Below are 13,563 nucleotides of genomic sequence, written 5' to 3'. Positions count from 1 at the left end.
TCGAAGGTGCCACATCACACTCGGGCCGTCGCACTTTCATCACGAACTTGGCCGCGCAAGGCGTGTCAGTCCGCGTTCTCGCAGCGCTTGCCGGTCACCGATCCATTCAAACTACGCAGCGATACATCGATGTCAACGACAACATGCTGCGTCGTGCAGCTGAGTTGGCTTAAGTGACGACGCTTGCGCAGCTCATACGAAAATTCACTTCGTCGCCCTCTTCGATCACCGACTCATCCACTTCGCGTACGAAGTCGAAACCATAGTGAGCTTCGAATGAGATACGATTGATAAGCTGCTTCATCTCGTGGTCCTTTCCAGCGAGTTTGATGTAGGCTGCAAACTCACCGTTGCCCTCAACGTATTCCATCACATCCTGAGCAACGACCGAACGATCAAAGTCAATGATCACAATCTGATCCAAGATCGCTTGCAGTTCGGCCACGGTCAATTCAACTTCCCGCTCGCGCATCACTACCTGCGGCTGGTTAGTCTTGTAGCGCAGTTTGAGTTTCATCATGTACTCCAAGATTGAAGAAGGTGCACGGCACGCGAATACACGCCGTGCACTTGAACCGTTAGTTCTTTGCCTTCGCTTCGATATTGGCCTTCATGATGGGCTCAATGAACTGATCAAATTCTCCTGCGCGCGCAGCGGCAGCGAAGTCTTGAAGCACATCCGGCAGCACTTCAGCAGTGACATCCCGCAGGTAGGTGTTGCCGTCGAAGACGCCGTTGAGCCAGCGATTTCCGTACTTGATTCCAACGCTGTACATCCCCCGTTCCTGTTCCTTGAAGACCAGATCAGGGCGTTCGACGTTCTTGGGGTCACGCAAGTAGGCAAGGTTTGCTAGCAGCTTGTCAGCCACCGCATTGCGCGCATCGTCAATGTCGTGGCGCTTCGTACGCACGACTTGAAGCTGTTTGACCGGCTTCGCTGCGGGAGCGAGCTTTGCAATACGAGCCATGTAACCGGCACCGTGCGTGCCGCTGTGATTGGGAGTTGACATCCTTCGTTCCTTTCAGGTGAATCGCCTTCTTGACTGAAGTCGATTCCTGCACGTTAGGTCGCGTGCTCCGTGCTGTCATGGAACAGAGAGATGTCGAGGATTGTTCCCAACTAGAAGATGTCTTGAACGGCTGAGTCGAACGGCCTTGCATCAGGGAAGCTGCCGCGGATCGTGTTGGCCGCGAACGCTCTGAAGTCACGTCGACAACGGTTCAACATGGTCTTGAAGCTCTCTAGACGTTGAGGGTCAAGATACCCCGTCCGATTGAGTTCGTCCCTTGCTTTCGGATCGAGTGACCAACCCATGTTGTCGATCTCGTTCCTGACGAACGCCGCGACTGCATCGACATGCCGCCACTCTTCCCACGTTTCAAAGTTGTACCTGTAGCTTCGTACAACGGATCGACATGCTTGCCGCACTTGCTGCATGCCATGTGCAACCTTGCCATTCACCTGTCGGAGTCTGTACTTTGTTATTGCAGAGACTTGTACCGAATCTGTCGAAAACTGCTGACGAATCAAGCCCACAACCGCGGAGCTTATGGTGCCGGCATCGGCTTGGAGCGGCACCTCAATGAGTAGATGCCCGGGCGTCGCAACATAGGTTGTAAGGTCGGCTACGACACGCGGCGCTGACAAGAACAAATGCCTTCGTGGTTCGAACCACTCACGCCAATAGGCGCTTTCCATCCCCGACTCGTCCCAAAATGCCAACTCACCAAAGTCTTCGTATATCTCCTTAATCTTGTCGAATCGGGATTCATATTCTGAGCACTTCGACGCGTCGCCCGCAGTTCGCGCATCGCAATAGCCCGTGTAATCCATGTTCATAGCCAAACATTGATGCCAAAGACTAACCCATTCTTCAGTCATCGCCATCCACCTCAGGCTTAGCCTTCTTGATTGCGGATTTGGCGCGAGCTTTGTACATCTCGTCAATGGCCTCGCCTGACTCAAGCAATCGCCGAGTTTCACCACGACGCAACTGGTCGAGGGTATTTCTCACTTTCAAGTGGCTGTAGTGCTTGGCAATCATTGCAATACTCGTCCCCATCTGCACACGCAGCGTTTCCAACGGCACGACGTCGTGAGTCAATGCCATCGTCGCATACGTGTGGCGCAGGCTGTAGAAGACTCGCTTTTGCCCAGTAACCGGATCAATCAGAAGGTTATGCTCCTCCAGATAGGACTCAAACATCTTCTGGAAGTTCGCTGGCTTTCCTTTGTCTTTGGTTCTGAACACGAAATCGTCATTCGACGGCACCGCAATACCCTTGAAGGGTTCTGTTATCTTGTTTTTGACACCGTAGTTACGATCGATGACTCTGACAAGCGCCTTCACGGTCTCTCTCATGCCCGCAATTTCTCGCATACCAGTTTTGCCGTCAACAGTCATCAAGCAACTGCGGTTTAGCTCGGCAAGCTCTATGCGCTGCTCGTCCTCATCTGTCTCATTCGACTTTGTGATAGACGGCCGCATCACAAACTGGACCTGCCTCCACTTTAAATTGAGCAACTCATCGCCCGGCCTAGCACCCGTATCCAACAACACCTCAACATAGTCACGCAGCAGTGCACGTTGTTCTTTGCTGCCCGGCGTACGTCCTCGTTCAATCCAAGCATCGAAATTCGATCTGAGCGCGCGAGCCTCCTCTACCTCAAACGCCGGTCGACGCTCACCCTCTTTTCCCTTATTTACAAGCTCGGGTCGACTCGCTTTTGTCATGAATCCACGATCGACAGCCTCGTCGAACACGCGGTTGAGAGCCGCGTTATGTGTCATCAATGTACTCTGCATGGGCGCCTTCCCCATGCGCTTCGTGCGCCATTCATCAAACAAGGTCAACGCCGACGAATCAATGCTCGTAATGCTGTAGTTTCCAAAGAATGGGATCAAATATTCTTCAATTACCCGTTCGTATCCCGAGTAAGATACCTTGCCACGGCCCACCGCAAGTTCGTCACGCATTCGCTGGCTCGCGAGTCGCGCGACATGCCTAAACTTTCGCGTAACCACCGGCAGATTCTGTGCCTTTCGAACCGAAGCAGCTATCCAGAGATCCCTTGCTGCATTCTTTGCCTTTGCAAGATCACGCTGCTTTGTACTTGCTCGCTGCCATGTACCGTCGATTTTGAACCGGCACTGCCATATCGTGCTGCGCGCACGCCGATACAAGACGAGTTCGTTACTCATCAAAACATGCGTTGTTTCGATTGCCTTTGGCATGACAAAGACTTTAGCTTCGATCACCTAGGCCGGGCAACGAGAAAAAGCCAAGGAACACCCGCATGTTGCAGGTGCTTCTCTTGGCATGACCCGAATGAGTCAACTGGGATTTGGTAGGCCGTGTTGGGCTTGAACCAACGACCAAAGGATTCCGGTTTGTGCGACTTTCATCGCTCCCTGGACTATGCCTTCACCATGGGCTAAGCCTTTAGGTGGGCGCCGTCTAGTCTCTACACCTTCCCCGCAAGCGGGGCTTGGCTCGGCGTTGGCCTATGCATTGACGCACTTAGCTTTCACCGAATTTGACGCCATTCACGCGGGCGCTTTCGCCTCCCGGTGCACAACTTTCGCTATGAGTCCTCTGCTCTAACCAACTGAGCTAACGGCCCGAACCTTACATTCTACGCACGGAACGTACGCTGCACTTGAACCCATCTCGGGTATAGAAGCACGCATCCGCAAAAGTGTGCAAGCGGTGTGCAAGCGACTTTCCGGGCCAAAGATCCAGCTAACCCTTTGATTTAGCTGAAGATTTTCGATCTCGCTTTTCTTGGCGAACGGATTATGAGTCTGCTGCTCTAACCAACATGAGCTAGCGGCCCCCCGGGAAGGAACGGCGCGGATTGTAGGTTCGCCTCAAGGCTGCTTCTGGCTGAGCGCGTTGCCGACCAGGCGGGAGGTGATGTCGACGATCTGGATCATGCGGTCGTAGGCCATGCGGGTGGGGCCGATGACGCCCAGGGTGCCGACGATCTGGCCGTCGATCTCGTAGGGGGCCGAGACGATCGAGAGTTCCTCGATCGGCACGACGCCGCTCTCGCCGCCGATGTAGATGCTCACGCCCTCGGCGCGGCTGGAGCCGTCGAGCAGGCGCAGCAGCTGGGTCTTCTGCTCGAACAGGTCGAACATCTTGCGGATCGAGCCGAGGTCGGTGCCGAAGTCCTGCACGTCCAGCAGCTTGCGCTCGCCCGAGACGATGACCTGGTCGGCGTCCTCGTGGACCGCGTCGCTGCCGGCCTGGACCGCCGCCTGCATCAGCACGCCGATCTCGCCGCGCAGGGCGTCGACCTCGCCCTTGAGGCGCTCGCGCACGGCCTCGATGCTCAGGCCGGCGAAGTGGGCGTTGAGGTAGTTGGTCGCCTCCACCAGCTGGCCCTGGGTGTAGTCGTGCGCAGTGAAGAGCACGCGGTTCTGCACGTCGCCGTCGGGCGACACGAGGATCAGCAGCACGCGGCGCTCGCCCAGGCGCAGGAACTCCATGTGGCGGAACACGCTGGCCTTGCGCGGCGCGGTGACGACGCCGACGAACTGGCTCAGGTTGGACAGCATCTGCGCCGCATGGGCGATGACGCGCTTGGGCTGGTCGGGCTGGAGCTGCTCGTCGAGCATCACGCCGCCCTGCATCGGCGCGGCAGCGGCACCGCGTCGGGTGGTCAGCATGGTGTCGACGAAGATGCGGTAGCCGCGGGCGGTCGGGATCCGGCCCGCCGAGGTGTGCGGGCTGGCGATGAGGCCCAGTTCCTCGAGGTCGGACATCACGTTGCGGATCGTGGCCGGCGAGAGTTCGAGCCCCGAAGTCTTGGACAGGGTGCGGGAACCCACCGGCTGGCCGTCGGCGATGTACCGCTCGACCAGGGTCTTCAGCAACATCTTGGCGCGGTCATCGAGCATGGACCGATTTTAGGAGCCACGCCGGCCGTGCCGCTGCCCCTCGCCAAGAGGGAGGAGGCCGGTGCCGATGGGGCATTCCGTCACGGGCCCTGTGGTGTAATTTCCCGATGACCTCCCGCTTCCGTCATGCCGCGCTCGTGGGCAAGTACCAATCGCATGGCATGGGCCCGATGCTCGAGGAGATCGCGCACATCCTGACCCGTCGCGGGCTGGAGGTGTCGATCGAGCAGGCCACCGCGCAGGCCACCGGCATCGCCGGCTATCCGGCCCTGTCGGCCGACGAGCTGGGCCGCAGCTGCGACCTGGCCATCGTGGTCGGCGGCGACGGCACGATGCTGGGCATCGCCCGGCACCTGGCACGCTACGGCGTGCCGATGGTGGGCATCAACCAGGGCCGGCTGGGCTTCATCACCGATGTGCCCGTGCAGCAGCTGCGGCACGCGATCAACGCGGTGCTGTCGGGCGACTTTGAGGAAGAGTCCCGCGCGATGCTGCAGGGCCGCGTGCTGCGCGGCGGCGAGTCGATCTACGAGGCGGTCGCGATGAACGACGTGGTGCTGCGCAGCGGCGCCACCGCGATGCTGGAGCTGCGCGTGGCGGTCGACGGCCAGTTCGTCGCCAACTTCCGCGCCGACGGCCTGATCCTGGCCTCGCCGACCGGCTCGACCGCCTACGCGCTGTCGGCCGGCGGGCCGATCCTGCACCCGGGCGTGGCCGGCTGGCTGCTGGTGCCGATCGCCTCGCACATGCTGTCGAACCGGCCGATCGTGCTGCCCGACAGTGGCGAGGTGACGATCGACATCGTCTCCGGCCGCGAACCCAGCGCCAACTTCGACATGCAGTCGCTCGCCAGCCTGCTGCACGGCGACCGCATCGCCGTGCGGCGCTCGGCGCACCGGGTGCGCTTCCTGCATCCGCCCGGCTGGAACTACTACGCGACGCTGCGACGCAAGCTGCACTGGAACGAGGGCGCCGTGCCCGCCAGCCACGACGGCGGCGCGTCGACCTGATCCGGGCCGACGCGCCGCCCATCCCTTTCCGACCGACACCCCATGCTCAAGCGACTGACCCTGCGCGACTTCGTCATCGTCGACGCGCTCGAAGTGGATTTCGGCAACGGCTTCTGCGTGCTGACCGGCGAGACCGGCGCGGGCAAGTCCATCCTGATCGACGCGCTGCAGCTCGCGCTGGGCGGGCGCGGCGAGGCCGGCGTGGTGCGCGAAGGCGCCGCCCGCACCGAGATCGGTGCCGAGTTCGAGCCGGTGCCCGCCGCGCTGCATGGCTGGCTCGACGAGGCCGGCTTCGCCTCCGACGACAGCGTGCTGCTGCTGCGCCGCACGGTCGATGCGCAGGGCAAGAGCCGCGCCTGGATCAACGGCAGCCCGGCCACGCTGACGCAGCTGCGCGAACTCGGCGAGCAGCTGGTCGACATCCACGGCCAGCACGCCTGGCAGAGCCTGACGCGGCCGGCATCGGTGCGGGCGCTGCTCGATGCCTATGCCGGCGCCGACACCGCCGCGCTCGGCAAGGCCTGGGCCGAATGGCGTGCGCAGCAGGGCCTGCTGGATGCCGCCAGGGCCCGCGGCGACGAGCTGGCGCGCGAGCGCGAGCGGCTGGCCTGGCAGATCGGCGAGCTGGCCAAGCTCGCGCCTGGCGAGGACGAGTGGCCCGATCTGAACGGCGAACACCAGCGCCTGGCGCATGCGCAAGGCATCCTCGATGCGGCCCAGCTGGCCTTGCAGCTGTGCAGCGAATCGGACGAGAGCGCCGGCACGCTGGTCGACCGGGCGATCGACGCGATCGACGGCGTGGCCGGCTACGACGCGACGCTGGGCAATGCGCTGGAGGTCCTGCGCGGCGTGCGCGACCAGCTGTCCGACGCCGCCCACAGCCTGAACGCGGCGCTGCGCCGCACCGAGCTGGACCCGGAGCGGCTGGCCGAGGTCGATGCCCGCATGTCGGCCTGGATGGGCCTGGCGCGGCGCTACCGTCGCCCGCCCGAGGAACTGGCCGCCACGCTGGCCGGCTGGCAGGCCGAGCTGCGCCAGCTGGACGCCGCGACCGACCTGGAGGCGCTGGAACAGGCCGCCGCACGCAGCCATGCGCGCGTGCTGGCCGAGGCCCGCACGGTGACCGCGCTGCGCCGTCAGGCCGCGCCGAAGCTGTCCGATGCGGTGAGCGCCGCGATGCAGACGCTGGGCATGTCGGGCGGCCGCTTCGAGGTCGTGCTGGAGCCACTGGCCGAGGTCCAGGCGCATGGCCTGGAGGCGGCCGAGTTCCGGGTCGCCGGCCATGCCGGCAGCACGCCGCGCCCGCTCGGCAAGGTCGCCTCCGGCGGCGAGCTGTCGCGCATCGCGCTGGCCATCGCGGTGACGACCAGCCAGCTGCGCATGGACCAGGGCGAGGCGGTGGGCACGCTGATCTTCGACGAGATCGATTCGGGCGTCGGCGGCGCGGTGGCCGAGACGGTCGGCCGGCTGATGCGCCAGCTCGGCGCGCAGCGCCAGGTGCTGGCCGTCACCCACCTGGCCCAGGTGGCGGCCTGCGCGCAACAGCACCTGGTCGTGAGCAAGGCGGCCCGTGATGGCCGCACGCTCAGCCGCATCGCCCCGGTGGCCGGCGAGGCCCGCGTGGCCGAGATCGCCCGCATGCTGGGCGGCCAGCAGCTGTCCGGCGCGGGGCTGGCGCATGCGCAGGAAATGCTCAGTGCCGCCGGCCGCAAGACCTGACACCGAACCCGACCCGTCCGCAGTCCCCTCGCCCTCGCCGTACCCATGAAGTCCTCGACGCTCCGTTCCCCTGCCCGTCCCGCGACGGCTCGCCTGCCCGAGCCGGTCATCCTGATTTCCGGCATCTCGGGCTCGGGCAAGTCGGTCGCGCTGGCCGCCCTGGAAGACGCGGGCTACTTCTGCGTCGACAACCTGCCGCCGGAGCTGATGCCCGAGTTCATCCGCCTGCAGCGCCAGCGCGAGGTCAGCCACATTGCCGTTGCGGTCGACGTGCGCAACGCGGCCTCGCTGCCGCGCCTGCTGCCGCTGGTCGACCAGCTGCGCCGCGAGGGCACGCGGGTGCTGCCGATCTTCCTGGAGTCGCGCACCGACACGCTGGTCAAGCGCTACTCGGAGACCCGCCGGCGCCACCCGCTGTCGGCCCGCCAGGACAGCCAGGGCACCGCCTACACCGCGCTGATCGAGGCGATCGAGACCGAGCGCGCGCTGCTGGCCGGCGTGCATGCCATCGCCACCGTGATCGACACCAGCGACCTGCGGCCGGCCCAGCTGCGCTCCTGGGTGCGCCAGCTGGTCGGCGCGGCGCACAGCGCGCTGACGCTGATCTTCGAGTCCTTCGCCTTCAAGCACGGCGTGCCGCGCGATGCCGACCTGGTCTACGACCTGCGCGTGCTGCCCAACCCGCACTACGTGCGCGAGCTGCGCGCGCTGACCGGGCGCGATGCCGGCGTGGTCGAGTTCATGCAGGCGCAGCCCGAGGCGGCCGAGATGCTGGCCCAGATCGAGACCTTCCTGAACCGCTGGCTGCCGGCCTACGGCATGGACCAGCGCAGCTACCTGACGGTGGCGCTGGGCTGCACCGGCGGTCAGCACCGCTCGGTCTACGGCGTCGAGACGCTGGCCGCGCGCTTTCGCGAGCGCATCCCGACCCTGATCCGGCACCGCGAGCTGGAAGCCAAGGACATGAGCCTGTGAACACCTCCCCGCCCGCACCCGACCTGCCGCTGCACGCGCTGCCGCTGTTCCCGCTCGGCACGGTGCTGTTCCCGGACGGCGTGCTGGCGCTGAAGGTGTTTGAGGCGCGCTACCTGGACCTGATGGGGTGGTGCCTGCGCGAGGGCCGCGGCTTCGGGGTGGTCACGCTGATCCAGGGCGGCGAGGTGCGGGATGAAGGTCGCGGCGAAGCGCGTGGCAAGGGCCGGGACCCGGTCCGCTTCGAGGCGGTCGGCTGCCTGGCCAGCATCGCGGAATGTGACGCCGACCAGCCCGGCATCCTGATGGTGCGCTGCCACGGCGGCCGGCGCTTCGAGCTGGACGGCGCCAGCCAGCGCCCGGACGGCCTCTGGGTGGCTGCCCGCGCGACGCTGCTGTCGGCCGACGAACCGGCCGCGCCACTGCCCGAGCACGCTGGCGCGGTCGCCGCGCTGCAACGCGCCGTCATCGCGCTGGACGAACGCGGCGACGCGCCCTTCAAGCTGCCGCTGCGCTACGACGATGCCGGCTGGGTCGCCAACCGCTGGTGCGAGATCCTGCCGATCCCGCTGGCCACCCGCCACAAGCTGATGGCACTGCAGGACCCGGTCGCCCGGCTCGGGCTGGTCGACGGCTTCCTGAGGCGGCACAAGATCGTCTGAGCGCATGCCGGCGCGGCGCCGGCCCCAGGCCCCAGGCATCAGGTCTCAGACCGCCAGCGCCTTCGCGATCGGTGCGGGCAGGCCCAGCGTGGCCAGCGCGGCGCGGTCGAACCAGCGGCCGGGGCCCAGGGCGGCCTGAGGGTCGATCGGCCCGGCCAGCGTCAGGCGCAGCGGGTGCAGGGTCCAGTCCAGGTGCGTGAGCACATGCTTGAAGGACGGCAGGGCCTGCGCGCTGGCCTCGACCGGGCCGGGCAGCAGCGCGTCCAGCGCCGCTTCGCGCGCATCGGCCGCGTCGAACAGGGGCCAGGTCCACAAACCGGACCAGATGCCGGTGTGCGGCCGCTGCTGCAGCCAGACCTGCGCGGCGTCGCCCTGGCCGGCCTGCAGCCACAGGCACCAGCTCTCGCGGCGGCCGCGCTTCAGGCGCTTTTCCTTGACCGGGAAATTGGCCTGCCGACCGGCGGCGCGGGCCGCGCAATGCGTCGTCAGCGGGCAGACCCCGCATTGCGGCTTGCGCGGCGTGCAGACGGTCGCACCGAGGTCCATCACGCCCTGGGTCCAGGCCGGCATGTCGGACGGCGCTTCGGGCAGCAACTGTCCGGCGATGCGCCAGAGCGTGCGGGTCGGGCCGCCCTGGCCGATGTCGCCGTCGAAGGCCAGCACGCGCGCCAGCACCCGCTTGACGTTGCCGTCGAGGATGGCGACGCGCTCATCGAAGCAGAAGCTGGCGATGGCCGCCGCCGTCGACGGGCCGATGCCCGGCAGCGTCGCCAGGCGTTCGGCCCGCTGCGGGAAGCGGCCGCCGTGATCGGCCACGACGGCCTGGGCGCAGCGGTGCAGGTTGCGGGCGCGGCTGTAGTAGCCCAGCCCGCTCCACTGGCCCAGCACCTCGTCCAGCGGCGCGGCGGCCAGCGCGGCGACGTCCGGCCAGCGTTCGAGGAAACGCGCGTAGTAGCCCAGCACGGTCGTGACCTGGGTCTGCTGCAGCATGACCTCCGACAGCCAGACGCGGTAGGGGTCGCGGGTGTGCTGCCACGGCAGGCCGTGACGGCCCTGCGCGCGCTGCCAGCGCACCAGGTCGTCGGCGATGCGCGGCAGCGCGGCGGCCGGCGTGGCCGGCGGCATCGGGTCCTGTGGACTCAAGCGGGGCGGGCCTGCACGGCGCTGGCTTCGGGGCGGTTGCCGCCCGCGGCCGCCGAGCCGGCGAAGGCCTGGTCGATGCCGAGCGTGGGCACGCCGTCGCCGGCCGCACGCAGCGTCGGCAAGGCCGCGACCTCGCTGGGCACCATGTCGCGCCGGCCGGCCGCCGTGCGGGCACCTTCGAACAAGGCAGCCAGGCGGGACTCGATGCGGGCGAGGCGCTCATCCTGCTGTTCCAGCTCGTTCAGGCGGACCTCGAGTTCGGCCGAGGCCTGCTGGATGCGTTCGAGCGACTCGCGCCGGCGCTTGAAGGCGCGGCGGCGCTCGCGCAGCTGGCCGTCGACCTGGGCCGACGCGGTGCGGTTCCACAGCTCGATCTCGCTGGCAGCGCTCTCGAACACCACGCGCAGGCGCGACATCAGCATGCGGCGGAACTGCTCCAGGAAGCGCGGCTGGGCCAGCCGCATCGCCTGGGTCAGGCCGAGGTACTGGACGTAGTTGCGCTCGATCAGCGCGAGGTCATCCCGGAAGCGCGACAGGTCGGTGGTCTGGCCCAGCACGAGGCTGAAGGCGAACTCGGTGTTGAGCCGCGTGAAGGACGCCGAGAGCATGTCGCGGATGTCGGCCTCGCGCTTGGCGGTCTCGTCGAGCACGCGGCGCAGTTCGGCGAACAGCTGCGTGAACGAGCGCTTGGCGCCGAGCTTGAGCAGCGAGTCGCGGATCGAGCGGATCATCGTGTCGACGTGGCCGCGCAGCGGATCGCCCGACAGCGCCTGCAGCAGGTCCTTGAGCATGCGGGTGTGGACCGCGCGCATGGCCTGCAGCTGGGTGGTGCAGCTCTCGAACTCGGCCGTCTCGGCCGAGACGCGGTTGAGCATCAGCTGGATCTTGCTGCTGTTCTTGCCGCGCAGGCCGCGCAGTTCGGAGATCTGGTCGGCCAGGTGCCGGCGCAGGTCGGTGAGGTTGCGGCTGGTGTTGTGCTGGACCACCGACAGCGCTTCGAGCGTGAGCTGCTCGAACACCGCGCGGCGCTGCGGCAGCAGCTGCTGGGCCAGCGCCTGTTCGAGCGCCAGCAGGCGGCTGTCGACCAGCAGGCGGGCATTGCCCTCGACCCGCGCCTCCAGCGCCTGACGCGCCGACAGCGGGAAGACGCGCGAGCCGGGCATCTCCAGCGTGCGCGCCACCGAGGCGCACTGGCTGGCGATCTGGGCCTCGTTCTGCTCGACGCTGGACAGCGGGTCATGCAGCGCGTCGATCTTGTTGAGCACGACGTAGCGGGTCAGCGCCTGCGAGGACAGGTGGTCGCGCCAGATCGCGAGGTCGGACTTGGTCACGCCGGTGTCCGCGCCCAGCACGAACACGACCACGTGGGCGCTGGGCAGCAGGCCCACGGTCAGCTCGGGCTCGGCACCGATCGCGTTCAGGCCGGGCGTGTCGATCACGACCAGGCCGCGCTTGAGCAACGGGTGCGGCACGTTGATCAGGGCATGGCGCCACAGCGGGATCTCGACCTGCCCGTCGGCCAGCACCGGCGGGTTGTCCTCGGTCGCCTCGTCGCTCCAGAAGCCCAGCGCGCGGGCCTCGTCGACGCTGGCGCTGCGGGTGCCCATGACGGCGGTCAGCGCGTCGGCGAAGGACTCCGGGTCCTTCACGTCGATGATGCGTTGCTCCCAGGCACGCGGCTGTGCGCGCAGCTCGGACAGCGAGGCGCCGTCCAGCCGGGTCTCGATCGGCAGCAGCGACAGGCCGGGCGGGTCCTCGGGCTCCCAGCGCAGCTCTACCGGGCACATGGTGGTGCGCCCGGGCGTCGCCGGCATGATCCGGCGGCCTGCGTCGGCGAAGAAGATCGCGTTGATCAGCTCGGACTTGCCGCGCGAGAACTCGGCCACGAAGGCCACCACCAGCTTCTCGCCGGCCAGGCGCTGGCGCAGCGAATCGAGCAGGTCATGCGCGGCCTCGTCGAGCAGCCCGTGCTCGCGCAGGAAGCGCACCAGCTCGCGCACGCGCTCCTCGAGATCGGCGCGCCACTGGCCCATCGCGTCAAGGCTGCGGACAAAGGGCTCGTGGGGTGTGTCGATGGGGATGTCGATCATGGGCATGCCGCGCCGGCACGGGAGGGCCAGCCTCGATCCATCTTAATGCACGCTTTGTGCCGCCTGGGTTCATCACACCGCGCAGCGCGTCACGATCGACGCCCCGGCCTGGCGCGCCTGCAGATCGGCGACTACCGCTTTTGGCAGTTCGGGCAGAAATAGGTCGCGCGCTGGCCCTGCACGATGCGGCGGATCGGCGTCGTGCAGCGCAGGCAAGGCTGGCCGGCACGGTCATAGACGCGGGCATGGTCCTGGAAGGCGCCACCCATGCCGTGCGCGTCGTGGAAGTCGCGCAGCGTCGAGCCGCCGGTCGCGACGGCCTGGCGCAGCACCTGGCGGATCGCGTCGACCAGGCGCTCGCAGCGCAGCGGCCCGACCCGCGAGGCCGGCGTGCGCGGGTCGATGCCGGCGCCGAACAGGGCCTCGGAGCAATAGATGTTGCCCACGCCGACGACCACGTCGCCAGCCAGCAGCGCCTGCTTGATCGCCACCCGCCGGCCGCGCAGGCCCTCGTGCAGCACCGAGGCGCTGAAGCCCGCTTCCAGCGGCTCGACGCCCAGCCTGTCCAGCAGCGCGCGGGCCGGCGGCAGGTCCGGCGCGGCCGACCAGACCACCGCGCCGAAGCGGCGCGGATCGGTCAGGCGCAGCACGCCGCGGTCGGTCTGAAGCTCGACGTGGTCATGCGGTCCGGGCGGCGGCAGGCTGGCCTCGAAGCGCAGCGCGCCAGACATGCCGAGGTGCCAGAGCAGCCCCCCGGACGGCGAGGCATCCACCGCATCCACCGCACCCACCGCATCGGCATGCAGCGGCATCCAGAGGTACTTGCCCCGCCGCACCAGCCGGCCGATGCGCAGTCCGGCAAAGCTCGCCGGGTCGCGGCCCAGCGGCCAGCGCAGCGGCTTGCCCAGGCGCATCGAGCGGATGGTGGCCTGGTCGAGCCGCTCGACCAGGCTCAGGCGCGTGACTTCGACTTCAGGCAGTTCGGGCATGACGGGATTATCGAATCGTGCCCCGACCCGCCAGAGGCCCCCGCCTAGAATCGTTCGATGCCTGGAGCCTG

At 66.8% G+C, this 13,563-nt stretch carries 13 protein-coding genes; 5 read left to right on the top strand and 8 right to left on the bottom strand.

The features are described from left to right. On the top strand, positions 1–173 hold a 173-nt coding region (locus Q8X39_RS12005), incomplete at its 5' end, for a tyrosine-type recombinase/integrase (RefSeq protein WP_305749920.1). Here Q8X39_RS12005 and Q8X39_RS12000 read toward each other — a convergent pair. The 5 genes from Q8X39_RS12000 to hrcA form a co-directional block, all read right to left on the bottom strand. Beyond that, entirely contained in the window at positions 170–517 is a 348-nt protein-coding gene (locus Q8X39_RS12000; protein ID WP_305749901.1) for a hypothetical protein, read from the bottom strand. The two genes, Q8X39_RS12005 and Q8X39_RS12000, sit on opposite strands and share 4 nt — an antisense overlap. A gap of 61 nt (positions 518–578) precedes the next feature. Beyond that, positions 579–1,010: a hypothetical protein gene (locus tag Q8X39_RS11995; RefSeq protein ID WP_305749900.1), complete on the bottom strand. Its 432-nt coding sequence runs from the start codon at positions 1,008–1,010 to the stop codon at positions 579–581. A gap of 110 nt (positions 1,011–1,120) precedes the next feature. After that, positions 1,121–1,882 (bottom strand): hypothetical protein, encoded by a 762-nt coding sequence (locus Q8X39_RS11990; protein WP_305749899.1) that lies wholly within the window; start codon positions 1,880–1,882, stop codon positions 1,121–1,123. Next, on the bottom strand, positions 1,875–3,236 hold the full coding sequence (locus Q8X39_RS11985; RefSeq protein ID WP_305749898.1) for a tyrosine-type recombinase/integrase: 1,362 nt from the start codon (positions 3,234–3,236) through the stop codon (positions 1,875–1,877). The genes Q8X39_RS11990 and Q8X39_RS11985 overlap by 8 nt, the downstream gene beginning before the upstream one ends. A 636-nt stretch (positions 3,237–3,872) precedes the next feature. Further along, entirely contained in the window at positions 3,873–4,907 is a 1,035-nt protein-coding gene (hrcA, locus tag Q8X39_RS11980) for a heat-inducible transcriptional repressor HrcA (RefSeq protein WP_305749897.1), read from the bottom strand. A 107-nt stretch (positions 4,908–5,014) separates the two neighbouring features. On the opposite strand from hrcA, the gene Q8X39_RS11975 reads away from it, so the two are divergent. From Q8X39_RS11975 to Q8X39_RS11960, 4 genes are read left to right on the top strand one after another with little or no spacing between them, the layout of a single operon-like run. Further along, positions 5,015–5,917: an NAD kinase gene (locus Q8X39_RS11975; RefSeq protein WP_305749896.1), complete on the top strand. Its 903-nt coding sequence runs from the start codon at positions 5,015–5,017 to the stop codon at positions 5,915–5,917. A 42-nt stretch (positions 5,918–5,959) separates the two neighbouring features. Then, on the top strand, positions 5,960–7,636 hold the full coding sequence (gene recN, locus Q8X39_RS11970) for a DNA repair protein RecN (protein WP_305749895.1): 1,677 nt from the start codon (positions 5,960–5,962) through the stop codon (positions 7,634–7,636). 45 nt (positions 7,637–7,681) lie between these two features. Next, positions 7,682–8,611 (top strand): RNase adapter RapZ, encoded by a 930-nt coding sequence (gene rapZ / locus Q8X39_RS11965; RefSeq protein WP_407068006.1) that lies wholly within the window; start codon positions 7,682–7,684, stop codon positions 8,609–8,611. Continuing rightward, positions 8,608–9,270, top strand: a complete 663-nt coding sequence (locus Q8X39_RS11960) for an LON peptidase substrate-binding domain-containing protein (RefSeq protein ID WP_305749894.1) — start codon at positions 8,608–8,610, stop codon at positions 9,268–9,270. The genes rapZ and Q8X39_RS11960 overlap by 4 nt, the downstream gene beginning before the upstream one ends. A 45-nt stretch (positions 9,271–9,315) precedes the next feature. Here the strand turns inward: Q8X39_RS11960 and mutY are convergent, their stop codons facing one another. The 3 genes from mutY to mutM form a co-directional block, all read right to left on the bottom strand. Next, entirely contained in the window at positions 9,316–10,395 is a 1,080-nt protein-coding gene (mutY, locus tag Q8X39_RS11955; protein WP_305749918.1) for an A/G-specific adenine glycosylase, read from the bottom strand. A 14-nt stretch (positions 10,396–10,409) separates the two neighbouring features. Further along, positions 10,410–12,503 (bottom strand): dynamin family protein, encoded by a 2,094-nt coding sequence (locus Q8X39_RS11950; RefSeq protein ID WP_305749893.1) that lies wholly within the window; start codon positions 12,501–12,503, stop codon positions 10,410–10,412. Between the two features lie 131 nt (positions 12,504–12,634). Further along, positions 12,635–13,492 carry a bifunctional DNA-formamidopyrimidine glycosylase/DNA-(apurinic or apyrimidinic site) lyase gene (gene mutM, locus Q8X39_RS11945; protein ID WP_305749892.1) on the bottom strand — a complete coding sequence of 286 codons (858 nt, stop codon included), beginning with the start codon at positions 13,490–13,492 and terminating at the stop codon, positions 12,635–12,637. Between the last annotated feature and the right edge of the window lie 71 nt (positions 13,493–13,563).

This window comes from Leptothrix discophora (assembly GCF_030705305.1).
Classification (GTDB): Bacteria; Pseudomonadota; Gammaproteobacteria; order Burkholderiales; family Burkholderiaceae_C; genus Sphaerotilus; species Sphaerotilus discophorus.
Note: the sequence above shows the minus strand (reverse complement) of the source record. Positions and strands in the feature narration are given on the sequence as shown.